Source organism: Phycicoccus sp., from assembly GCF_035325325.1.
In the GTDB taxonomy this organism is placed as follows: Bacteria; Actinomycetota; Actinomycetes; order Actinomycetales; family Dermatophilaceae; genus Phycicoccus.
The window spans coordinates 1-22,138 of the sequence record NZ_DAOLAC010000024.1; the positions used below are offsets into that span (position 1 = coordinate 1).

19 protein-coding genes are annotated in these 22,138 nt (G+C 72.4%); 13 read left to right on the forward strand and 6 right to left on the reverse strand.

Annotation, left to right across the window (positions count from 1 at the left end):
- Positions 1–219: 219 nt before the first annotated feature.
- Positions 220–1,353, reverse strand: coding sequence for an FAD-dependent oxidoreductase (locus PKA89_RS13670; RefSeq protein ID WP_324420352.1), 1,134 nt, complete (start codon positions 1,351–1,353; stop codon positions 220–222).
- Positions 1,354–1,537: 184 nt separating this feature from the next.
- Here PKA89_RS13670 and PKA89_RS13675 point away from each other — a divergent pair, with 184 nt between their 5' ends.
- From PKA89_RS13675 to PKA89_RS13695, 5 genes are all read left to right on the forward strand, one after another.
- Positions 1,538–2,812, forward strand: coding sequence for an aspartate kinase (locus PKA89_RS13675; RefSeq protein ID WP_324420354.1), 1,275 nt, complete (start codon positions 1,538–1,540; stop codon positions 2,810–2,812).
- Position 2,813: 1 nt separating this feature from the next.
- Positions 2,814–3,899 (forward strand): aspartate-semialdehyde dehydrogenase, encoded by a 1,086-nt coding sequence (locus tag PKA89_RS13680; protein WP_324420356.1) that lies wholly within the window; start codon positions 2,814–2,816, stop codon positions 3,897–3,899.
- A 38-nt stretch (positions 3,900–3,937) separates the two neighbouring features.
- Positions 3,938–4,471: a DUF1697 domain-containing protein gene (locus PKA89_RS13685; protein WP_324420358.1), complete on the forward strand. Its 534-nt coding sequence runs from the start codon at positions 3,938–3,940 to the stop codon at positions 4,469–4,471.
- Between the two features lie 91 nt (positions 4,472–4,562).
- Complete coding sequence (locus PKA89_RS13690; RefSeq protein WP_324420360.1) at positions 4,563–5,762, forward strand: pyrophosphate--fructose-6-phosphate 1-phosphotransferase; 1,200 nt, start codon at positions 4,563–4,565, stop codon at positions 5,760–5,762.
- A gap of 13 nt (positions 5,763–5,775) precedes the next feature.
- Positions 5,776–6,009: a hypothetical protein gene (locus PKA89_RS13695; RefSeq protein ID WP_324420362.1), complete on the forward strand. Its 234-nt coding sequence runs from the start codon at positions 5,776–5,778 to the stop codon at positions 6,007–6,009.
- 257 nt (positions 6,010–6,266) lie between these two features.
- Here the strand turns inward: PKA89_RS13695 and PKA89_RS13700 are convergent, their stop codons facing one another.
- Together PKA89_RS13700 and PKA89_RS13705 are read right to left on the reverse strand one after the other, a co-directional pair.
- Positions 6,267–7,487 (reverse strand): histidine kinase, encoded by a 1,221-nt coding sequence (locus tag PKA89_RS13700; protein ID WP_324420363.1) that lies wholly within the window; start codon positions 7,485–7,487, stop codon positions 6,267–6,269.
- A gap of 3 nt (positions 7,488–7,490) precedes the next feature.
- On the reverse strand, positions 7,491–8,183 hold the full coding sequence (locus tag PKA89_RS13705) for a response regulator transcription factor (protein WP_324420446.1): 693 nt from the start codon (positions 8,181–8,183) through the stop codon (positions 7,491–7,493).
- 113 nt (positions 8,184–8,296) lie between these two features.
- Between PKA89_RS13705 and PKA89_RS13710 the strand changes: the two genes are divergently transcribed.
- From PKA89_RS13710 to PKA89_RS13725, 4 genes are all read left to right on the forward strand, one after another.
- Positions 8,297–9,973, forward strand: a complete 1,677-nt coding sequence (locus PKA89_RS13710) for a phospholipase D family protein (protein ID WP_324420365.1) — start codon at positions 8,297–8,299, stop codon at positions 9,971–9,973.
- An 88-nt stretch (positions 9,974–10,061) separates the two neighbouring features.
- On the forward strand, positions 10,062–11,315 hold the full coding sequence (locus PKA89_RS13715) for a carboxylate--amine ligase (RefSeq protein WP_324420367.1): 1,254 nt from the start codon (positions 10,062–10,064) through the stop codon (positions 11,313–11,315).
- Positions 11,312–12,040, forward strand: a complete 729-nt coding sequence (locus PKA89_RS13720; RefSeq protein ID WP_324420369.1) for an amino acid racemase — start codon at positions 11,312–11,314, stop codon at positions 12,038–12,040. The genes PKA89_RS13715 and PKA89_RS13720 overlap by 4 nt, the downstream gene beginning before the upstream one ends.
- 47 nt (positions 12,041–12,087) lie before the next feature.
- Positions 12,088–12,393 (forward strand): hypothetical protein, encoded by a 306-nt coding sequence (locus tag PKA89_RS13725; RefSeq protein WP_324420371.1) that lies wholly within the window; start codon positions 12,088–12,090, stop codon positions 12,391–12,393.
- Between the two features lie 213 nt (positions 12,394–12,606).
- On the opposite strand, the gene galT is transcribed toward PKA89_RS13725, so the two are convergent.
- The 3 genes from galT to PKA89_RS13740 are packed head-to-tail and all read right to left on the reverse strand — an operon-like array spanning position 12,607 to position 16,522.
- Complete coding sequence (gene galT / locus PKA89_RS13730; protein ID WP_324420373.1) at positions 12,607–13,725, reverse strand: galactose-1-phosphate uridylyltransferase; 1,119 nt, start codon at positions 13,723–13,725, stop codon at positions 12,607–12,609.
- On the reverse strand, positions 13,722–14,534 hold the full coding sequence (locus PKA89_RS13735) for a DeoR/GlpR family DNA-binding transcription regulator (protein ID WP_324420375.1): 813 nt from the start codon (positions 14,532–14,534) through the stop codon (positions 13,722–13,724). Before PKA89_RS13735 ends, galT begins: the two co-directional genes overlap by 4 nt.
- On the reverse strand, positions 14,534–16,522 hold the full coding sequence (locus tag PKA89_RS13740; protein WP_324420377.1) for a beta-galactosidase: 1,989 nt from the start codon (positions 16,520–16,522) through the stop codon (positions 14,534–14,536). The genes PKA89_RS13735 and PKA89_RS13740 overlap by 1 nt, the downstream gene beginning before the upstream one ends.
- A 235-nt stretch (positions 16,523–16,757) precedes the next feature.
- Between PKA89_RS13740 and PKA89_RS13745 the strand changes: the two genes are divergently transcribed.
- Genes PKA89_RS13745 through PKA89_RS13760 form a run of 4 tightly spaced genes read left to right on the forward strand, consistent with a single transcriptional unit; the run spans position 16,758 to position 22,126 of the window.
- Complete coding sequence (locus PKA89_RS13745) at positions 16,758–18,107, forward strand: ABC transporter substrate-binding protein (RefSeq protein WP_324420379.1); 1,350 nt, start codon at positions 16,758–16,760, stop codon at positions 18,105–18,107.
- Between the two features lie 22 nt (positions 18,108–18,129).
- Positions 18,130–19,038, forward strand: coding sequence for a sugar ABC transporter permease (locus PKA89_RS13750; RefSeq protein ID WP_324420381.1), 909 nt, complete (start codon positions 18,130–18,132; stop codon positions 19,036–19,038).
- Positions 19,035–19,967, forward strand: a complete 933-nt coding sequence (locus PKA89_RS13755; protein WP_324420383.1) for a carbohydrate ABC transporter permease — start codon at positions 19,035–19,037, stop codon at positions 19,965–19,967. The genes PKA89_RS13750 and PKA89_RS13755 overlap by 4 nt, the downstream gene beginning before the upstream one ends.
- Entirely contained in the window at positions 19,964–22,126 is a 2,163-nt protein-coding gene (locus PKA89_RS13760; RefSeq protein WP_324420385.1) for an alpha-galactosidase, read from the forward strand. Before PKA89_RS13755 ends, PKA89_RS13760 begins: the two co-directional genes overlap by 4 nt.
- Positions 22,127–22,138: the final 12 nt, after the last annotated feature.

Here is a 22,138-nt window from a genome sequence, read left to right on the forward strand (position 1 = left end):
CGACCACTGTGAAGACACCACTCAAAACCGCCGGTTGACAACAGAAGGGAGCCGGAAGGGGGCACTTGATGGACCTCCTGGAGCGACCGAGCGCAGGTTCACCGGCAGCGATGCGGGCGGCCGCTGGCCTTCGCAAGGGAAGCCCGGGCGTCGCACCCGAAAGGTTCCGTGCCGACCCCGGGGTTCGGGGCGCCAGGCGGGAAAGCTGAGGCGAGCCGGTCAGTCGTCCTCGTCCTCCTCGGGCAGCTCGCCGGACTCGACGGCCTCCTTGATGACGTCGCCGGCGTCCCAGTCGTTGACGTGCATCGCCGCGACGACGTCGCCGTCGCGCAGCCAGAAGGCGCGGAACTCGCGGTCCTCGAGGCTGCCGTGGACGACCACCTCGTCCTCGGCGCTCGCGGTGCCGACGTACTCCATCCCGAGGTCGTACTGGTCGGTGAAGAAGTAGGGCATCTCCTCGTACTCCTCGTCGCCGCCGGCGAGGTTGTGCGCGGCGACCTTGGCCTGCTTGATCGCGGTGTCCCAGTGCTCGACCCGGATGCGGCGGCCGAGGCGCGGGTGGGCGTGGTTGGCGATGTCGCCGACGGCGAGGACCGACGGCACGGACGAGCGCAGCCGCGAGTCGACGAGCACGCCGTTGTCGACGTCGAGGCCGCCGGCGTGCGCGAGCTCGACGCGCGGGCGCACCCCGATGCCGGCGACGACGAGGTCCGCGCCCTCGAGGTCCTCCACCGAGACCTCGGTGCCGAGCCGCAGGTCGACACCGTGCTCGCGGTGCAGCTCGGCGAACACCTCGGCGACCGTGGGGCCGAGGACCCGCAGCAGCGGCAGGTCCTCCATCTCGAAGAGGGTGACATCGGAGCCGTGCGAGCGGGCCGCGGCGGCGACCTCGAGCCCGATCCAGCCGCCGCCGACGACGACGACCCGCCTGCCCTTCCCGAACGCCGCGCGCAGCCGGTCCGAGTCGTCCTTGGTGCGCAGGTAGGCGACCGGCACGCCGGCGTCCTCGGCGACGTCGAGGACCCGCGGCTCGGCGCCGGTGGCGAGCAGCAGCCGCTCGTAGGTGAGGTCGCCGTCGCTCGTCGTGAGGACGTGCGCGTCGGTGTCGAGGCCCGTGGCCGTGACCCCGAGGCGCAGGTCGACGTCGTGCTCGGCGTACCACTCGGCGGGGTGGACGAGGGCCTTCTCGAAGGGGTCGTCGCCGAGGAGGTAGGCCTTGGACAGCGGTGGTCGCTCGTACGGCGGGTGCTCCTCCGCGCCGACGAGGACGACCTCTCCCTCGTAGCCCTGCTCCCTCAGCTCGGTCGCCGCGGTGGCGCCGGCGAGGCCTGCTCCGACGATGACGATGGCCATGGGCCGACGCTACGCGGACTGCGCGCCGAGCGGGAGGTTCGGGTCGCCCACCACGAGCCCGACACGGTGCTCGACCGGTGCGCCGCCACCCGGGGAGTTCCCGGGATGTGGGCAGCGGGTCCGGTCCGTGGACGCGTCGTTAGAGTGGGGCGACCACGCAGCGCCACGACCCGGGAGTAGCACCGTGCCCATCGTCGTCCAGAAGTACGGCGGCTCCTCGCTCGCCGACGCCGAGAGCATCAAGCGCGTCGCGCGGCGCATCTCGGAGACGAAGAAGGCCGGCAACGACGTCGTCGTCGCCGTCTCGGCGATGGGGGACACGACCGACGAGCTGCTCGACCTGGCCCAGGAGGTCAGCCCGCTGCCGCCGCCGCGCGAGCTCGACATGCTCATGACCGCCGGCGAGCGCATCTCGATGGCCCTCGTCGCGATGGCCATCACCGACCTCGGCCACAGCGCCCGCAGCTTCACCGGCAGCCAGGCCGGCGTCATCACCGACGGCACGCACGGCAAGGCGAAGATCATCGACGTCACCCCCGGCCGGATCACCGAGGCGCTCGGCAAGGGCCACGTGGTCATCGTCGCCGGCTTCCAGGGCGTCAGCCAGGACACCAAGGAGATCACCACGCTCGGCCGCGGTGGCACCGACACGACGGCCGTCGCGCTGGCCGCGGCCCTCGGGGCGGACGTGTGCGAGATCTACACCGACGTCGACGGCGTGTTCACCGCCGACCCGCGCATCGTGCCGAGCGCCCGCAAGCTCGACCGCATCACCAACGAGGAGATGCTCGAGCTCGCCGCCTCCGGCTCGAAGGTGCTCCACCTGCGCAGCGTCGAGTACGCCCGGCGCTTCGACATCCCGATCCACGTCCGGTCCTCGTTCTCGCAGAAGACCGGCACCGTCGTCACCGACCAGCCCGCCCCCGAAGGAGTCACCGTGGAAGCCCCGATCATCGCCGGCGTCGCCCACGACCGCAGCGAGGCCAAGGTCACCGTCGTCGGCGTCCCCGACCGCACCGGCATGGCCGCCCGCATCTTCGAGGCCGTGGCCGCCGCCGAGATCAACATCGACATGATCGTGCAGAACGTCTCCGCGGTGGAGACCGGCCTCACCGACATCTCGTTCACGCTGCCGAAGACCGACGGCGCCACCGCGGTCGCGGCGCTGCAGAAGGTGCAGGCCGAGGTGGGCTTCACCCAGCTGCAGTACGACGACCAGATCGGCAAGCTGAGCCTCGTCGGGGCGGGGATGCGCTCCAACCCGGGCGTCAGCGCCACCTTCTTCAGCGCGCTCGCGGCGGCCGGCGTCAACATCGAGATGATCTCCACCTCGGAGATCCGGATCTCGGTGGTCACCCGCGACGAGCTGCTCGACGACGCCGTCCGCGCGGTGCACACCGCCTTCGGCCTCGACTCCTCCGAGGGTGAGGCCGTCGTCTACGGGGGCACCGGCCGCTGACGTGGCGCCCTCCACCGAGCACCGCAGCGACCGGCGCCCCACGCTCGGGGTCGTCGGCGGCACGGGGGCCGTCGGCCGCGTCGTGCTCCAGGTCCTCCCGATGCGCCGCCACCTCTGGGGCGAGCTGCGCATCGCGGCCGGCTCCGAGGACGTCGGCAGCACCCTCAGGGTCGGCGACGAGGAGCTGACCGTCGAGGCGGTCACGCCCGAGTTCTTCGACGACCTCGACGTCGCGATCTTCGACATCCCGCCGAGCATCGCCGGCGAGTGGGTCGAGCTCGCGGCCGCCCGGGGGGTCGTGGCCATCGACAACAGCACCGTCTTCCGCACCGAGGCAGACGTCCCGCTCGTCGTCCCGGAGGTCAACCCGCGCCGTGTCGCGGACCGCCCGCGCGGCATCATCGCCAACCCGGGCGCCACGGTGATGACGATGATCGACGTCCTCGCCGTCCTGCACGGCGGATGGGAGCTGACCGGGCTCGTCGTCACCACCTTCCAGGCCGCGTCCGGCCTCGGCCGCGCCGGGATGACCCGGCTGCGCGACGAGCTCGACGTCGTGCACGGCGACCGCGAGCTCGGCACCCGCCCCGGCGACGTGCGCCGGCTCGTCGAGCACGAGCTCGGGACGGACTCGCCGTTCCCGGCACCGTTGGCGCTCAACGTGGTTCCCTTCGTCGGGCACCACGTCGGCGACGGCTGGACCTCGGAGGAGCTCAAGGTCCGCGACGAGACGCGCAAGATCCTCGACCTCCCGCACCTGCCCGTGTCGGCGACCTGTGTGCGGGTGCCGGTCGTGTCGTCGCACTCGGTGACCCTCCACGCGTCCTTCGGCCGACGGATCACCGTCGAGGACGCCCGCCAGGCGCTCGTCGAGGCGCCGGCCGTCGTCGTCCTCGACGACCCGGACGAGCCCGAGTTCCCGACCCCGAACGACGTCGTCGGGGCCGACCCCCGGTTCGTCGGCCGCATCCGTCAGGCTCCGGACGCGCCGACGACCCTCGACCTCTTCATCAGCGGCGACAACCTGCGCAAGGGTGCGGCCCTCAACATGCTCCAGACCGCCGAGCTCGTCGCCGACACGCTCTGACCCGCACGGCGCGGAGGCGCGCTCTACAGTGAGGCTGCATGAGCCTCCGGGTCGGTTTCCTCCGTGCGGTGAACCTCGGCAGGCGGCGGGTGCCGATGGGCCGGCTCGCCGCGGTCTGCGAGGAGCTCGGGTACGCCGACGTGTGGACGTACGTCAACAGCGGCAACGTCGTCTTCGACACGACGGGGGCTCGGGGCGCGGTCGAGGCCGCGATGGAGAAGGCGCTGGAGGCCGAGTTCGGCTTCGAGTGCACGACCTTCGTCCGGACGGCCGCCCAGCTGCGGCAGGTCCTCGACGCCGAACCGTTCACCCTCGCCCCCGGCGACACCCACTTCGTCACCTTCCTCAAGGAAGCGCCCGCTCCGGGCGACGCGAAGGCCCTCGAGGCCCTCTCGAACGACTTCGAGACGCTGGAGGTCCACGGCGCCGACGTGCACTGGCACATGCGCGGGAAGTCGACCGACTCCCGGCTGACGCGACGCGACTGGGAGAAGGTCCTCGGCCCGCTGAGCAGCACGAGCCGCAACGTCACGATGCTCACCAGGCTCGTCGCGAAGATCGACGCGGCGTAGCCCGCGTCCCCATCGTGGCCGGGCTCACGCTCGGGGCCCCGACCTTGCCAGAATGGGTCCGACGCACCCGCCGCCCGAAGGAGCCCGCACCATGACCGTCCGGACCGTCGCCATGCTCACCGCCGGAGGCCTGGCCCCGTGCCTCTCCTCCGCCGTCGGCGGCCTCATCGAGCGGTACACCGAGGTCGCGCCCGACGTGCGGATCATCGCCTACACCGGCGGCTACACCGGCCTCCTCAAGGGCGAGTACGTCGAGGTGACGCCCGAGGTGCGCGAGAAGGCGCACCTGCTGCACCGGTTCGGCGGCAGCCCGATCGGCAACAGCCGGGTGAAGCTGACCAACGTCGCCGACTGCGTCCGACGCGGCCTCGTCCGCGAGGGCCAGGACCCGCTGCACGTCGCCGCCGAGCAGCTGACGGCGGACGGCGTGGACGTCCTGCACACCATCGGGGGCGACGACACGAACACGACGGCCGCCGACCTCGCCGCCTACCTCCACGAGAACGGCTACGAGCTGACCGTCGTCGGCCTGCCGAAGACGATCGACAACGACATCGTCCCGATCCGCCAGAGCCTCGGTGCGTGGACGGCGGCCGAGCAGGGCAGCCGCTTCGCGCAGAACATCATCGCCGAGCACTCCTCCAACCCGCGGATGCTCATCGTCCACGAGGTGATGGGGCGGCACTGCGGCTGGCTGACCGCCGCCACGGCCGCCGAGTACCACCGCTGGGTCGGCGAGCAGGAGTTCGTCCCGGCCATCGGCAACGACCCGCGCGCCTGGGACGTCCACGCCGTCTTCGTCCCCGAGCGGCACATCGACATCAAGGCCGAGGGCGAGCGCCTGCGGGCCACGATGGACGAGGTCGGCTGCGTCAACATCTTCCTGTCCGAGGGCGCCGGCGTCGAGGAGGTCGTCGCCGAGCTCGAGGCCTCCGGCCAGGATGTCCCCAAGGACCCGTTCGGCCACGTCCAGCTCGACAAGGTCAACCCCGGGGCGTGGTTCGCCAAGCAGTTCGCCGAGGTGCTCGGGGCCGAGAAGACGATGGTCCAGAAGTCCGGGTACTTCTCCCGCTCGGCGCCGGCCAACGACCGCGACCTCGCGCTCATCAAGGAGTGCACCGACCTCGCCGTCGACGCCGCGCTCCGTGGCGAGCCCGGCGTCATCGGGCACGACGAGGAGCGGGGCGACGAGCTGCGCCCGGTCGAGTTCCCGCGGATCCGCGGTGGCAAGGCGTTCGACCCGCAGGTCGCGTGGTTCACCGAGCTGCTGGGGTCGATCGGCCAGGCGTGAGCACGGTGCGCGGATGAGGGAGACCAGCGGCCTGCTCGACGGCTGGTGGGTCGCGGTCGTCCTCTACGCGGTGCTCCTCGTCGGCCAACGGCTCTACCGCGCCCGGCGGTGGGTGCCCCCGGAGTGGCCCGAGGCCGACTACGGCTGGAAGGTGACCCACCTGCACTGGGTGCCCTTCCACGTGCTCGACCTCGTCTTCGGCGTGCCCCTGGTCTTCGCGGTGGTCATCGCGCTGCTGGCGATCTGAGGGCGACGGCCCGACGCCCGGCGGGGGACCGACGCGCAGGTGGGCCCCACGACACTCTCGGCATCGGGGGCCCACCGCGGGTCACGGGGCGCATGCGCTCGCCCGTGGTGTGGACCGTCCCCTGCGACGGTCACTGCGGCAAGCATTCCTCGTCGGGACGCCCCGGTCGGTAGCGCCCGCCCCCGACCTCACGGTGGTGCTGGCACCACCATCGTCGCGAGGGGCGGCCGGGGCCGCTCCCCGGACGGGGGAGCCGGTCAGTCGGTGTCCTCGACGTCGGCGAAGACACCCTCGACGGTGGTGCCGTCCCCGGGGGTGGACCGGACGTCCAGACGTCCTCCCGCCGACTGCAGGCGGTCACGCATCCCGGTGAGCCCGTGGGCGCCCCGCTGCGCGCCGACGTCGAAGCCGGTGCCGTCGTCGGCCACCGAGAAGCGCAGGCCGTCGCGGTCCGAGGCGACGACCCGGATGAGGGTGCCCCCCGAGTGGCGGTCGGCGTTGTGCATCGCCTCGAGGCAGCAGAAGTAGACGGCGGCCTCGACCTCCGGGGTGTGACGCCCGGTCAGCTCGTCGACCTCGACGACGCAGGGCAGCGCGGTGCGCCGCGCGGCCGCGGGCAGGGCCCCGGCGAGCCCCCGCTCGGCGAGGATCGGCGGGTAGATGCCGTGCGCGAGGTCGCGCAGGTCGCGGATGGCCAGGGAGAGCTGGTCGGAGAGGCCGTGCGCGATGTCCCGGGCTCGCGCGGGGTCGGTCTCGAGCGCCCGGTTGAGCCGGCCGATGTCGACGGCGAGGGTCGCGAGCCGCTGCTGCGCACCGTCGTGCAGGTCGCGCTCGATCGAGCGGCGCGCCTCGAACGAGGCCCCGGCGAGCCGCGCCCGCGACTCCGAGAGCTCGCGCCGGCCGCGCGTGACCCGTGCCACGGAGTCGCGGATGCCGAGGACGAGCACCGCGGCGACGAGGAGGGTGAAGCCCCCGACGAGCAGCGGCGTCGCCGGCAGGTCGGGGTGGTCCATCACCCAGGCGGTGCGCCGCCACTCGCCGGTCGCGGCGACGATGCCGGTGAGGGCGACGGTCGTGCCGAGCACGATCGCCCGCGCCCGCGACCGGAAGGTGTCGATGAGGATGAGTGACGGGACGTGGAGGACGAGCAGGCTGACCGGGGTGGTGAACGGGGTGGCCCACACGAGCGAGAACGCGACCAGCCAGGTCGAGCCGATGGCGACGGCCGCCGCCGGGCGGGTGCGCCCCCGCCGCCCGAGGCCCAGTGCGCCGAAGTAGGCGAGGCCGGCGACGACGAGGGCCAGGAGGTTCCAGCGCAGCGAGGTGGACGGGCCGATCCAGCGGTCGAGACCGACGAGCAGGACGACGGCCAGCCAGATGGCGACGAGGTTGAGGACGAGGTAGGCCCGCACCCGGGACGCCATCGAGCCCTCGGGCTCGGGTCCGCGGACCCAGCCGGGCAGCCGGGGGAGGGGCACCGGTCAGCCCCGGCCGCGGTGCGCGGTCCGGCCGGGCGCGCCGCTGTCGGCGAGGTAGAGGAGCACGGCCTTGACCCGGCGGTGCGAGGCCTCGCCCTCCGGGAGGTCGAGCTTGCTGAAGATCGAGTTGATGTGCTTCTCGACCGCCCGCGAGGTGACGTGCAGCCGCGCGGCGATCGCCGAGTTGGAGGCGCCGGTGGCGATGAGGCCGAGGACCTCGCGCTCGCGGGCGGTGAGGCGGGCGACCGGCCCCTCCTCGAAGCGCATCCGGTGCTGCATCAGCGCGTCGACGACGAGCGGGTCGATGACGCTCTCGCCGCGACGGACGGCGTGGAGCGCCGCCACGAGCTGCTCGACGTCGGAGACCCGTTCCTTGAGGAGGTAGCCGCGGCCACGGCTGCCCCCGGCGACGAGGGCGAGGGCGCGCTCGGCGTCCGCGTGCTGGGAGAGCACGACGACGCCGAGACCCGGTGCGCTGGAACGGAAGTGCTCGGCCGCCCGGATGCCCTCGTCGGTGTGCGTCGGGGGCATCCGGATGTCCGCGAGCACGACGTCGGGGCGCTCGCGCTCGACGGCGGCCACGAGCTCGTCGAGGTCGGCCGCCTCGACCACGTCCGACACGGCCTCGTGCTCGGTGAGCAGCGCGACGAGCCCCTGCCGCAGGAGGGCGCTGTCCTCGGCGAGGACCACCCGCATTCCTCCCATGGGCCGCATCGTAGGCACGCCGTCCGATGCCCTGTGCCGCGTCCGGGAAACGGACGTCCGTTCGGCCCCCCGCGGACTCACCGGTTTCGGCAGGATGTCCCTCGATGCTCTCCGACCACTTCCTCCTGCCCGAGGAGCGCCGCAACCCACACACCCGCGTCGATGCCCGACACCCCGACGGGGTGGCCTGGAGCACCGGCAACACCGTGCGGCCGATCGTCCACGGGGCCCCGTACTTCGCCGAGCTGCACGAACGGATCAGCGCCACCGGCCCCGGGGACCTCGTCCTCTTCGCCGACTGGCGCGGCGACCCCGACGAGCAGCTGACCGACGACCCCGCCGAGACCCTCAGCGCCACCCTGACCGCGGCCGCCCGACGCGGCGTCACGGTGCGCGGCCTGCTGTGGCGCTCGCACTGGCGACGGTTCGGCTTCCACTCCGAGGCCTCGCGCCTCCTCGGGATCGAGGTCAACGAGGCCGGCGGCCAGTGCCTGCGCGACATGCGGGTCGCGCCGGGTGGGTCGCACCACCAGAAGCTGGTCGTCATCCGGCACGCCGACGACCCGTCCCGCGACATCGCCTACGTCGGCGGGATCGACCTGTGCCACAGCCGCCGCGACACCGCCGAGCACGAGGGTGACCCGCAACCGATCGCCATGCCTCAGGTGTTCGGCGCGCGGCCGGCGTGGCACGACGTCCACTGCGCGGTGACCGGCCCGGCCGTCCACGACGTCGAGACGACGTTCCGGGAGCGGTGGGACGACTCGACCCCGCTCACCTCCAACCCGGGGCGCTTCGCCTCGAGCCGCCTCCAGGGGGAGGACCTCGATCCGCGCCCGCTGCCCGAGCAGGCGCCGCCCCCGCCGGTCGTCGAGGGCGGGCACGAGGCGGTGCAGGTCCTGCGCACCTACCCCAAACTGCTCGCCAAGGGCTTCGACTTCGCGCCCGAGGGCGAGCGGTCGGTGGCCCTCGGCAACGACAAGGCGGCCCGAGGAGCGCGCCGGCTCATCTACCTCGAGGACCAGTACCTGTGGTCCGAGGAGGTCGGCCGGCACTTCGCCGAGGCGCTGCGGCGCGCTCCCGACCTGCACCTCATCGCCGTCATCCCCATCGTCCCGGACACCGACGGCGCAGTCTCCCTGCCGCCCCAGCTGTACGGCCGCAAGCTCGCCATGGACCTCCTCCTCGAGGCCGGCGGCGACCGGGTCGCGCTCTACGGACTGACCAGCCCCGCCGGGTACCCCGTCTACGTCCACTCGAAGGTCTGCATCGTCGACGACCGGTGGGCGAGCATCGGGTCGGACAACTTCAACCGGCGCTCGTGGACCAACGACTCGGAGGTCGCGGTCGCGGTCCAGGACGACCGGGAGGACGACGGACCGGCGCCCCGGGACGCGTTCGCGCGCAGGCTGCGTCGCGAGCTGGTCGCCGAGCACGTCGGACTCGCGCCGGACGAGGTGCCGGACGACCCGATGGCCGTCTGGGACCTCATGGGCCGGACCGCCGACGCCCTCGACGCCTGGTACGGCGACCGCGGCCCCTCGCGCGGGCGGGTGCACGTTCCCCGCCCGAAGGCCCCGCTGCGGGGGACCGCGGTCCGCTGGCGTCGTCGCGGCCGTCCCGCCACCGGCCTCTCCGGGGTGGAGCGACCCCCCGGCCGGCTGCGCCGGATCGGACCGCCGGGCCTGACCCGCGCACAGCTGCTCTGGGCCCCGCGCCTGTACGACGTGTTCGGCCCCAACGGCACCCTCGGCCTCGAGAACGGGCTCGACGAGGACTGACGGGCCGCCCCGGGTGTCCGCCGGACCCCGCGGATGGGGGATCATGGGGGGCCGAGCCAGCCGACCCCTGCCGCGAAGGACCGACCGCGTGCCCCCTGCCGCTCCCGCCACCCCCGCCACGGACTTCCTGCCCGTCATCCTCGGTGGCGACATCACCGCGTACACCCTCGTGCGCAGCTTCCACGCCGCCTACGGCGTCCGGCCCCTCGTCGTCAACATGAGCACGAGCGGGCCGGTCGGCCTCTCGACGCTCTGCGACCACGTCTACGTCGAGGACTTCGAGAAGCCCGAGGTGTTCGCCGCCGCCCTCGAACGGGTCGGGCGCGAGCACGGCGGCGCGGGTCGCCCCGAGCTCCTCCTCGTGGCCACCGGCGACTGGTACGTCGAGATGGTCGTCGAGCGCAAGGAGCACCTCGCGCAGTGGTTCACCATCCCGTACATCGACATCGACCTGCTGCGGCGGATCGTCCGCAAGGACGAGTTCTACGCGATCCTCGACGAGGTCGGCGTGCCGCACCCGCGCACCGTCGTGGTCGACATGTCGCGAGACGCCGGCGAGGAGGCCGACCTGCCCTTCGGGTTCCCCGTCGTCGCCAAGCCCTCCGACAGCTCGGAGTACCACTACGCGCCGTTCGAGGGCAACGACAAGGTCTTCATCTGCCAGGACGCCGACGAGCTCGCCACGGTCCTGCGCCGGGTGCGGGCCAGCCCGTACGACGGCACCTTCCTGCTCCAGGAGTTCATCCCCGGCGACGACACGAACATGCGGGTGCTCACCTGCTACTCCGACCAGCAGGGCAAGGTCCGGTTCGGGTCGCTCGGCCACGTCCTCCTCGAGGAGCACCACCCGCTGGCCATCGGCAACCCGTGCGTCATCATCACGACCGAGGCCGACGAGGTGATCGAGCAGGCCCGCCGGTTCCTCGAGCACATCGGCTACGTCGGCTTCTCGAACTTCGACCTCAAGTACGACCACCGCGACGGCTCGTACCGGTTCTTCGAGATCAACGTCCGGCTCGGCCGCTCCAACTTCTACGTGACGGCCAATGGGTACAACGTCACCGAGTGGTACGTCCGCGACTGGGTGCGGCACGAGCCGATGGAGGGCCTGACCATCGCCCGCGGCGAGCACCTCTTCGCCTTCGTGCCGAAGAGCGTCGTCAAGAAGTACGTCCTCGACGACGCGCTGCGCGACAAGGCGCTCGAGCTGATGCGCACCGGCCGGGCCAGCGACCCCAACGTCTACCCCCCGGACCTGACGCTCAAGCGCCGCGTCTACAACGCGCTGTACCACCTCAACCACGTGCGCAAGTTCCGCGAGCACTTCGTGGACCGGCGATGAGCGGCACCCACGTGCCGGTGCACGGCCAGCCCGGCGGCGTCCTCGGCGGGCTCGGGCCGGCCGCGACCGTGCACTACCTGCGCCGGGTCGTCGAGCTGACCGACGCCGCCCGCGACCAGGACCACGTCGACCTCATCGTCTGGCAGCACGGCTCGATCCCCGACCGCACCGGCTTCCTCCGCGGCGAGAACGAGTCGCCCGAGCCTGCCCTCGTCGCCGACGTGCAGGCCCTCGAGCGGGCCGGGGCCCGGTTCGTCGCCATCCCGTGCAACACCGCGCTCGTGTGGGTCGAGCAGATGCGCGCAGCGGTCGGCATCGAGGTCCTCGACACCGTCGACGAGACCGTGTGGGCGGCCCAGGCGGCCGTGCCCGGACTCACCCGGCTGGGCGTCCTCGCCACCGACGGCACGCTGTCGGCCGGCACCTACGCGGCGTCCGCGGAGCGCGCCGGGCTCGAGCTGGTGGTCCCGGACCCCGAGGTGCAGCGCGAGACGATGTCAGTCATCTACGACGGCGTCAAGGCCGGGAACCCGGTGCCGCGCAGCCGGTTCGACGCGCTCGTCGAGCACCTGCGAGTCAAGGGGGCGGAGGCGGTCGCACTCGGGTGCACGGAGCTGTCCGTGCTCCACGGCGAGCTCGGCATCGAGGACGCCACCATCGTCGACTCCATCGACGCCGTCGCCGTGGCGACCATCCGGCGGGCCGGGGCCCGGCTGCGCACCTGAGCAGCGCTGCTCAGGCGGGCCGTCCACGGCCGTGGCACGGTGGGGTGATGCTCCGCGCCGCCCGCCCGTACCTGGTCGTCCTCGGTCTGCTGTGGGTGCTCCCGGCCCTCGTCGCCGGGCTCCTGCACGTCACGCTCCCCGACCACAACGCGGGGGGCCAGTGCGAGGGGATCGGGTTCGGCTGCAGCCCGACCCCGGCGGATACCGCACCGCTCCTCCTCGTGCTCGCGTCGCCGTTCCTCCTCGTCGCGGGGCTCGTCGGCTGCGGGGTGGTCGCCCTGGTGCAGGCTCGGCGCCGGCGCACGTCCGCCGCGTCGGGGACGTCTCGTCCTGCCGGGGTCACCTCGTCCTGAGGGGGCGTCACGACACCCCGGCACGGCGAGGTCGGGGCGGCAGGGCGAGGTGGGGGCGGCCCCGGGAACTCAGCAGTCGGAGTCGGGCGGCGTGGTGTCGGTGATCACGGGCCACCACCCTGCTCACGCCGGGTCGGCCACGGCCCAACACCGGGTGAACTTCCCGTTCGGGTCGGGTCAACGGCGACCCAGGAAGGTCAGCGGGCGGTCAGGTCAGGAGCCGGCGACCTCGCGCAGGCGTGCGGCGACGGCCTCGGGCCGGGTGTCGGTGACCCAGCCCCCGACACCGCTTTCCGACCCCGCGAGGTACTTCAGCTTGCCCGGGCCGCGCAGCACCGACATCACCTGGAGCACGAGGCGGGACACCTCGCGCCCGGTCCGGGCCGGCGCCTGGTGCCACGCCGCGATGTACGGCAGCCGTACCGGTCCGTCCGCCGCCACGTGGTAGCGGTCGAGCCGCCCGAGGAGGTCGAGGTAGAGGACGGCGAGCTCGTCCCGCTCGGCGTCGTCGAGGGCGACGAGGTCGGGGACGTCGCGGTGCGGTGCGAGGTGCACCTCGAGCGGCCACCGCGCGGCGTAGGGGACGTAGGCCGTCCAGTGCTCGCCGGAGAGGACGACGCGTGACCCGTCGGCCTGCTCGGCGGCCAGCAGGTCGGCGCCGAGCAGGCGGCCGGTGCGGGCGTGGTGCTCGCTCGCCCGGCTGAGCATCTCGGCCGTGCGGGCCGGCACGTACGGGTACCCGTACACCTGGCCGTGCGGGTGGTGCAGCGTCACCCCGATCTCCTGGCCCCGGTTCTCGAAGCAGAAGACGTGCGCGACGTCGGGGTCGGCGCCCAGCTCGGCGGTCCGGTCCGCCCACACGTCGATGACGGTGCGCACCCGGTGCGGGCTGAGCGCGGCGAAGGTCGAGTCGTGGTCGCTGGTGAAGCACACGACCTCGGTGCGGCCGGCCGCGGGGGCGTGGAGGTAGCCCTCCGGCGCGGTGACGTCGTCGTGGGCGACCGGGGCGTAGGAGGGGAACCGGTTCTCGAAGACGACGACGTCGTAGTCGGCGTCGGGAACCTCGGACGGCACGCTGCCCCGGCCGGTCGGGCACAGCGGGCACTCGTCCTTCGGCGGGAGGAAGGTCCGGTGCATCCGGTGCCCGGCGACCGCGACCCAGTCGCCGACGAGGGCGTCGTAGCGGATGTGACCTGCGGCCGCGCGCTCGCCGAGGTCGCGGCTGTCGCGCACCGTGCGGGGCGGGGCGTCCGGGGTGTCGTCGTAGTAGATGATCTGGCGCCCGTCGGCGAGCCGGCCGACGGTGCGCCGCACCTCGTGCGCGACCCTCATCCCGTCTCCTCGCGGGTCGCGCGGGCCCGGCCGCGCCCCGGCTCGGCGACGACGAGGTGCTCGACGGTCTCCTCGAGCACCTGTCGGGCGCGGGCGGAGATGCCCGAGTCGGTGATCAGGGTGTCGACATCGGCGAGGTCCATGAAGGTCGAGAGGCCGACGATCCCGAGCTTGCTCCGGTCGGCGAGCACGCAGACCGTGCGGGCCGAGCGGACGAGGGCCCGGTTGGTCTCGGCCTCGACGAGGTTGGGCGTCGTCAGCCCGGCGGCCCGGTCGATGCCGTGCGCGCCGAGGAAGAGCCGGTCGACGTGCAGGCCGCCGAGGGCGGTGACGGCGACCGGGCCGACGAGCGCGTCGGACGGGGTGCGTACCCCGCCGGTGATGACGACGACGTGTCCCGCGGCCTGCGACTCGTGGAGCAGCTGCGCCACGGGGACCGAGTTCGTGACGACGGTGAGCTGCGGGACGTCGCGGATGGCCCGGGCCAGCTCGTAGGTGGTCGTCCCGGCCGAGATGCCGATGGTCGACCCGGGCTGCACGAGCCGCGCGGCCTCGAGGGCGATGGCCTGCTTCTCGGCGGTCATGAGGGTCGACTTCGCCGTGAACCCGGGCTCGTCGGTGGCCCGCGGCAGGACGGCGACCGCCCCGCCGTGCACCCGCTCGAGGAGGCCCTCGCCGTCGAGCCGCTCGATGTCGCGGCGGACGGTCATGTCCGAGACGCCGAGCTGGTCGACGAGCTCGGAGACCCGGGCGGCGCCGTGCTCCTCGACGATCGCGAGGATGGCGGCGCGGCGCTGGCTGGCGAGCATCAGGCCTCCCGGACGACGGCGGCGGTGCGGGCGGGGACGGTGGTGACCGGACCGACGTCGGCGCCCGCCACGAGGTCGTGCCCGGTGACCTGGAGGGTGCAGTCGTCGTCGGTGTGGTTGAGGACGAAGAGCCAGGACCTCGTGCCCGAGCGGCGACGGGTCACCTCGACCCCGGCCGGGACGGCGGCGACCGGGGTGATGCCGGCCTCGGCGACGATGCGGTCGAGGAGCCGGCCCAGGGTGGTGTCGTCGGGGAGTGTGCCGAGGTACCAGGCGGCGCCGGGGCCGACCGCCCGTCGGGTGACGGCGGGCCGGCCTGCGAGCGGTCCGTCGGCGTAGGACTGCAGGACCTCGGCACCGGTCGTCCGGGCGTGCTCGGACCAGACCGTCCCGTGGCCGCCGCCCTCGAGGGCGACCGTCTCGCCGGCCCGCAGCGGTAACAGCTCCTCGACCCGCACCCCGAGCAGCTCCCGGAACGCGCCGGGGTAGCCGCCGAGGCGGACGTGGTCGTCGGGGTCGGCGATGCCCGAGAAGTAGGTGACGACGACGTGGGCGCCGGCCTCGGCCGCCGCGGCGACCGCCGCCGCCGCCTCGTCCGAGACGAGGTAGAGCGTCGGGACGACGACGACCCGGTAGCCCGAGAGGTCGGCGTCCGGGTGCACGACGTCGCAGGTGACCCCTCGGTCGCGCAGCAGCCGGTGCACCGTGTGGGCGGCGGTCACGTAGTCGAGCGCGGCGGACGGCATGCACGGCCCGGCCACCGCCCACTCGGCCTCGTAGTCCCAGAGCAGGGCGACCTCGGACTCGACCCGGGAGCCGACGACCTCCCCCAGCCGGCCGGCGACCGCACCGAGGGCACACACCTCGCGGAAGCGGTCGCTGTCCTCGCCGGCGTGCGGCACGAGTGCCGAGTGGAACTTCTCCGACCCCGCCCGGGACTGCCGCCACTGGAAGAAGCCGAGGGTGTCGGCGCCGCGGGCCACGTGGGTCAGCGAGTCGAGGAGCGTGTCGCCCGGGCGCTTGGCCGGGTTGACCGGCTGCCAGTTGACCGCGCTCGTCGAGTGCTCCATCAGCATCCACGGGGCGCCGCCGGCGAGCCCGCGGGTGAGGTCTCCGTGGAAGGACAGCTCGGCCCGGGGGTGCGGGAGGGCGTCGACGACGTAGTGGTCGGTGCTCACGACGTCCTGGTGCGGCGCCCAGTCGTGGTAGTCGAGGAGCCGGAAACCGCTGAGGGTCATGAAGTTCGTCGTCACCGGGACGTCGGGGGAGTGCCGGCGGATGACCTCCTTCTCGGCGAGGAAGAAGTCGAGGAGGGTGTCGGACCCGAAGCGGTGGTAGTCGAGCTCGTGGGTCGGGTTGCCGAAGGTCGTCGTGATCCGCGGCGGAAGGACGTCGGCCCAGTCGGTGTAGCGCTGGCTCCAGAACGCCGTGCCCCACGCCTCGTTGAGCGCGTCGAGGGTCGCGTACCGCCGCTCCAGCCAGCGCCGGAAGGCCTCGGCGCAGGTGTCGCAGTAGCAGGGGAGGTTGTGGCAGGCGTACTCGTTCGACACGTGCCACATCGCGAGGGCGGGGTGCTCGTGGTAGCGCTCGGCCATCCGGTCGGTCAGCGCGAGGGCCAGGTCGCGGTAGACCGGCGAGGACGGGCACCACGCCTGCCGGCTGCCCGGCCAGAGGGTGCGGCCCTCGCGGTCGACCGGAAGGATCTCGGGGTACGCCGCGCTGAGCCACGGTGGCGGGGTGGCGGTCGCCGTGGCGAGGTCGACGGCGATGCCGTGCTCCCCGAGCCGGTCCATCACCTCGTCGAGCCAGTCGAACACGTACTCGCCCTTGCTCGGCTCGAGCCACGACCAGGAGAACACCCCGAGGGTGACGAAGCTGACCCCCGCCGCCTCCATGAGGCGCAGGTCGTCGGCCCAGACCTCACGCGGCCACTGCTCGGGGTTGTAGTCCCCACCGAAGGCGACGCGGTCGTCGGGCCATTGACGCATGGCGCACAGTGTGTTGCGCGAACTCAACATCTGTCAACAGATACCAACATCGACCTGCAGTCTTCGCGCGGAGGCCGCCATCGGGCCCAACAGGCCTGTCCGACGCGGAATCGTGATGTCGAAGGTGACGAACGCCCCTTGACAGGTCGGCGGCGGGTCACCACACTCTCGGGCATCGGATGTTCGTTTCTGATCGGAATTGTCAGAAACGGCACGCTCGTCAAAGGAGACAGCCATGGCTCGGCCGCCGGCCCGCGGGACCCACACCAGCACCATCCCCCTCTCGGTCCGTGGGGTGGACCGCCGCACCATCCTCCGGGGAGCCGTCGGCGCGGGCGCGCTGCTCGGCGTCCCCTCGCTCCTCGCCGCGTGCGGCTCGGACACGGGGACCTCGTCCGGCGGCGGCGCGACCGCCAAGGCGGGGAACGTGTCGTTCGGGATCAACGAGGCCAAGGGCTCCGGCCCGGCCAACGAGCGCCTCCAGGCGATGGCCGACGCCTACGCCAAGAAGAACTCGGTGACGGTCTCGGTCAACGCCGTCGACCACAACACGTTCCAGGAGAGCATCACCACCTACCTCCAGGGCACTCCGGACGACGTGTTCACGTGGTTCGCCGGCTACCGGATGGCGCAGTTCGCCGAGAGCGGCCAGATCAGCGACATCAGCGACGTGTGGCCCCTCGACGGCATCGGCGACGCGTTCAAGAAGGCGTCGACCGCGAGCGACGGCAAGCAGTACTTCGTGCCGGTCAGCTACTACCCGTGGGCGGTCTTCCACCGCAAGTCGGTGTTCGAGAAGAACGGCTGGACCCAGCCGAAGACCCTCGACGACCTCAAGGCCCTGATGACCGAGATGCAGGGCAAGAAGATCACGCCGTTCGCCTTCGCCGCCAAGGACGCCTGGGCCCCGATGGGCACCTTCGACATCCTCAACATGCGGATCAACGGCTACGACTTCCACATGGAGCTGACCAAGGGCAAGCAGAAGTGGGACAGCGCCGAGGTCCGCAAGGTCTTCGAGACCTGGAAGACGCTGCTGCCCTTCCACCAGGAGAACTCGCTCGGTCGCACCTGGCAGGAGGCCGCCACCTCGATGGCCAAGGGCGAGTGCGGGATGTACCTGCTCGGCACCTTCGTCGTGGACGGGGTGCCCACCGACGCGCAGGAGGACCTCGACTTCTTCACCTTCCCGGAGATCGACTCCTCGATCGGCTCCGACGCCCTCGACGCCCCGATCGACGGCTTCTGCGTCGCGGCCGGCGCCAAGGACCAGGAGGCGGGCAAGGCGTTCATCAAGTGGCTGGCCAGCGCCGAGGCCGCGGACGCCGCCAACAACGCCGCGTCGGCTCCCTTCATCGCGGCCAACTCGGCCGCCAGCACCGCGAAGTACGGCGCGCTGCAGAAGAAGTCGGTCGAGGTCGTGCAGAACGCGAAGTCGATCGCCCAGTTCCTCGACCGCGACACCAACGCCGACCTCGCGAACACCGTCATCACCGCGTCGCTCCAGGACTTCATCAAGAACCCGGGCAACATCGACTCGATCACGACGTCGATCCAGCAGCAGGCCGCGTCGATCCTCGGCTGAGCCGGGGCGCGAGGAGCAGACCATGGCCACGAGCACCGCGCGCCGGCAGTCACGCAGCATCGAGAGGAGGCGAGGGACCCGGGACCGCCTCGTCGTCACGGCGATGGTGGGAATCCCGACGATCCTCGTCGTCTGGCTCGTGTGGCTGCCGGCGGTGGGCTCGGTCCTGCTGTCCTTCACGAGGTGGAACGGCTTCCAGTTCAGCGCGATCCAGTGGGTCGGCACGAAGAACTACGTCGACATCGCGACGATCTACCCGCCGTTCTGGCCGGCCATCCGGCACAACCTCATCTGGCTGGTGTTCCTCTTCGTGCTCCCGACCATCCTCGGGATGGTGCTCGCCGTCGTCCTCGACCGCGAGATGTGGGGCAGCCGGTTCTACCAGACCGCGTTCTACCTGCCGGTCGTGCTGTCGCTGGCCCTCGTCGGTTTCATCTGGCAGCTGTTCTACTCGACCGACCAGGGCCTCATCAACGAGGTGTTCCACTCGAAGGTCGACTGGTACGGCAACCCGGACGTCAACCTCTGGGCCGTGCTCGTCGCGACCGCCTGGCGGCACACCGGCTACATCATGCTCATCTACCTCGCCGGCCTGAAGGGCATCGACTCCTCGCTACGGGAGGCGGCGGCCGTCGACGGGGCGAGCGAGGTGAAGACGTTCTTCCACGTGATCTTCCCGGTGATGCGGCCGATCAACATGATCGTCCTCGTCATCGTCGTCATCGAGTCGCTTCGCGCGTTCGACCTCGTGTGGATCATCAACAAGGGCCGCAACGGTCTCGAGCTCATCTCGGCGCTGGTGTCGCAGAACGTCATCGGCGAGGCCACGCGCTACGGGTTCGGCTCCGCGCTGGCGGTCATCATGATGGTCATCTCGTCGGTGTTCATCACCATCTACCTGCGCATCGTCTTCCGGGAGGACCGCCGATGACCACCGCGACAGCCCCCACCGCCGTCCCCGGCACCACCGGCAAGGCGCTGTCCGGGCGCGGCCCGTCCGGCGGTGTCATCAACCGCCGCCGCGGCCGGGTCGCCACCGTCATCATGCTCGTGCTGGCGGTCGCGTGGCTCTTCCCCCTGCTCTGGGCGCTCTACAACTCCTTCCGCGACTACTCGTACACGCAGACCAACGGGTACCTGTCGTTCGGGGGCTGGACCCTCAGCAACTACCAGGAGGCCTGGAGCAGAGGGCAGTTCGGGCTGCACTTCAAGAACTCGCTGTTCATCACCGTCCCGGCGGTCGTCCTCACCCTGTTCCTGTCCTCGCTCGTCGCCTTCGTCCTCGCTCGGTTCTCCTACCGGTTCAACCTCACCCTGCTCGGCGTGTTCCTCGCGGCGAACCTGCTTCCGCCGCAGGCCCTCCTCATCCCGGTGTTCCGGATGTTCAAGGAGATCCCGCTGCCGACGTTCATGAGCGAGACCGGCTCGATGCTCAACAGCTTCTGGGCGCTGATCCTCGTCAACACCGCCTTCCAGCTCGGGTTCTGCACCTTCGTCCTCAGCAACTACATGAAGACCCTGCCGCACGAGATCTACGAGTCCGCCGAGCTCGACGGCGCGAGCGTCTGGCGCCAGTACTGGCAGCTGACCATGCCGCTCGTCCGGCCGGCCCTCGCGGCCCTCGCGACCCTCCAGGTCACGTGGATCTACAACGAGTTCTTCTGGGCCACCGTGCTCATCTCGCGCGGCGACAAGTACCCGGTGACGAGCGCGCTCAACAACCTGCGCGGTCAGTTCTTCTCCGACACCAACCTCGTCGCGGCCGGGTCGATCATCGTCGCGCTGCCGGTGCTCGTCGTGTTCTTCCTCCTCCAGAAGCAGTTCGTCTCGGGCCTCACCCTCGGCTCGACCAAGGGGTGAGCCCCGTCACGGCCGTCTTGCGGGGCGGCGGCACCGCGCTCGTCCTCGGCTCGTCCGGGGAGGGACTCCCGCATGTCCTGCACTGGGGGGCCGACCTCACGGACGCGGACGCCGCCGACCTCGCGCTGCTCGCCGACCGGCCGGTCGCGCACAACGCACTCGACGAACCGTGGGACCTCTCCGTCCTGCCGACCTCCGGCGACGGCTGGCTCGGCACGCCGGGGGTGGAGGCGCACCGGGCCGGTGGCTCGGCCGCTCACCGGTGGGTCGCCGAGACCGAGGTCGACGGCAGCACCTGCGTCGTCCGGGCGAGCTCGGAGGCGGTCGGGGCGACGGTGGAGCTGCGGTGGGTCCTCGACCCGCACGGCGTCCTCACCGTCTCCGCGAGCCTCACCTCGAGCGCCGGCCCGGACGCGCCGCCGCTCGACGTCGCCGCCCTGCGCACCCTGCTCCCGCTCCCGGCCCGTGCCGAGGAGGCGCTCGACCTCACCGGGCGGTGGGTTCGCGAGCGGAGTCCGCAGCGACGCGCGGTCGCCGACGGCACGTGGCTGCGGACGGGCCGTCGTGGCCGCACCGGTCACGACGCGCCGCTCCTGCTCACCGCCGGAACCGCCGGGTTCGGGTTCCGCCACGGCGAGGTGTGGTCGGTCCACGTCGCCTGGAGCGGGAACCACGAGCACCTGCTCGAGCGGCTTCCCGAGGGCGCCGGCGCCCACGCCGCGGTCATCGGGGGTGGCGAGGCGCTGTCCCCCGGTGAGGTCCGGCTGGCCGCGGGGGAGACGTACACGGCACCCGACGTCGTGGCGGTCTGGTCCGCGGAGGGCCTCGACGGCGTGACCAACCGGCTGCTGCGCCACCAGCGGGCGGACCCGGACCGGCGCAGCGCCCGCCCGCGCCCGCTCGTCCTCAACACGTGGGAGGCGGTCTACTTCGAGACCGACCTCGAGCACCTGCGGCGCCTCGCCGACACCGCGGCGTCCATCGGGGTCGAGCGGTTCGTCCTCGACGACGGCTGGTTCGGGGCCCGGCGCGACGACACCCGCGGGCTGGGGGACTGGCAGGTGTCCCCGCAGGTGTGGCCGGACGGCCTGCGTCCCCTCGTCGAGCACGTCAAGGGCCTGGGCATGGAGTTCGGGCTCTGGTTCGAGCCCGAGATGGTCAACCTCGACTCCGACCTCGTCCGGGCCCACCCCGACTGGGTGCTCGGCCCGGCCGCCGGCCCGCCCCCTCCGTCGCGGCACCAGCACGTCCTCGACCTCGCGAACCCGGCGGCGTTCGACCACGTGCTCGAGGCGATGAGCGCCGTCATCGGCGAGGTGGGCGTCGACTTCGTCAAGTGGGACCACAACCGCGACCTCCACGAGGCGGTGCGGTCGGACGCCTCGGGCACCGACCGGCCGGCCGTCGCCGCGCAGACCCGCGCCACCTACCGGCTGCTCGACGCGCTGCGCGCCCGGCACCCCGGACTGGAGATCGAGTCGTGCTCGAGCGGTGGCGCGCGAGTCGACCTCGGCGTCCTCGCCCGCACCGACCGGGTGTGGACCTCGGACTGCAACGACGCCCTCGAGCGGGTGGCCCTCCAGCGGTGGACCGGCCTGCTCGTCGGGCCCGAGCGGATGGGGACGCACGTCGGCCCGCCGCGGGCCCACACGACGCACCGCGACCTCGACCTCTCCTTCCGGATGCTCGTCGCCCTCGGCGGGCACGCGGGCCTGGAGTGGGACGTCACGACGTGCAGCGACGAGGAGCTCGAGGCGCTGCGCGCCTGGGCCGGGTTCTACCGCGAGCTGCGGCCCCTCGTGCACTCGGGCGACGTCGTCCGCTCGGACCACCCGGACCCTTCGCTCGTCATCGGGGGCGTCGTCGCCGCGGACCGGTCCGCGGCCGTGCTCACGGTCGCCCGGGTCGCCAGCGGCGCCGGCGTGACACCGGGGCTGGTGCCGCTGCCGGGCCTGGACCCGGAGCGCCGCTACCGGGTCCGGGTGCGCCCGGAGGCCGGGCTGCCGGAGGTCGTCGAGGTGCGCGGGCCGGCGTGGTTCGAGGCGGCCCGTGGCGACGGCGTCGTCGTGTCGGGGCGGGTCCTCGGCACCGACGGGCTGCCGCTGCCGAACCTCGCGCCCGCGCAGGGCTTCCTGCTCCACCTCGTGGCCACCACCTGAGGGCGCGGCGGC

Coding starts and splice junctions, on each gene's coding strand:
- PKA89_RS13670 (WP_324420352.1), bottom strand. CDS start 1,353: ATGGCCATCGTCATCGTCGGAGCAGGCCTCGCCGGCGCCACCGCGGCG.
- PKA89_RS13685 (WP_324420358.1), top strand. CDS start 3,938: ATGAGCCTCCGGGTCGGTTTCCTCCGTGCGGTGAACCTCGGCAGGCGG.
- PKA89_RS13690 (WP_324420360.1), top strand. CDS start 4,563: ATGACCGTCCGGACCGTCGCCATGCTCACCGCCGGAGGCCTGGCCCCG.
- PKA89_RS13695 (WP_324420362.1), top strand. CDS start 5,776: ATGAGGGAGACCAGCGGCCTGCTCGACGGCTGGTGGGTCGCGGTCGTC.
- PKA89_RS13705 (WP_324420446.1), bottom strand. CDS start 8,183: ATGCGGGTGGTCCTCGCCGAGGACAGCGCCCTCCTGCGGCAGGGGCTC.
- PKA89_RS13710 (WP_324420365.1), top strand. CDS start 8,297: ATGCTCTCCGACCACTTCCTCCTGCCCGAGGAGCGCCGCAACCCACAC.
- PKA89_RS13720 (WP_324420369.1), top strand. CDS start 11,312: ATGAGCGGCACCCACGTGCCGGTGCACGGCCAGCCCGGCGGCGTCCTC.
- PKA89_RS13725 (WP_324420371.1), top strand. CDS start 12,088: ATGCTCCGCGCCGCCCGCCCGTACCTGGTCGTCCTCGGTCTGCTGTGG.
- galT (WP_324420373.1), bottom strand. CDS start 13,725: ATGAGGGTCGCGCACGAGGTGCGGCGCACCGTCGGCCGGCTCGCCGAC.
- PKA89_RS13735 (WP_324420375.1), bottom strand. CDS start 14,534: ATGCTCGCCAGCCAGCGCCGCGCCGCCATCCTCGCGATCGTCGAGGAG.
- PKA89_RS13740 (WP_324420377.1), bottom strand. CDS start 16,522: ATGCGTCAATGGCCCGACGACCGCGTCGCCTTCGGTGGGGACTACAAC.
- PKA89_RS13745 (WP_324420379.1), top strand. CDS start 16,758: ATGGCTCGGCCGCCGGCCCGCGGGACCCACACCAGCACCATCCCCCTC.
- PKA89_RS13750 (WP_324420381.1), top strand. CDS start 18,130: ATGGCCACGAGCACCGCGCGCCGGCAGTCACGCAGCATCGAGAGGAGG.
- PKA89_RS13755 (WP_324420383.1), top strand. CDS start 19,035: ATGACCACCGCGACAGCCCCCACCGCCGTCCCCGGCACCACCGGCAAG.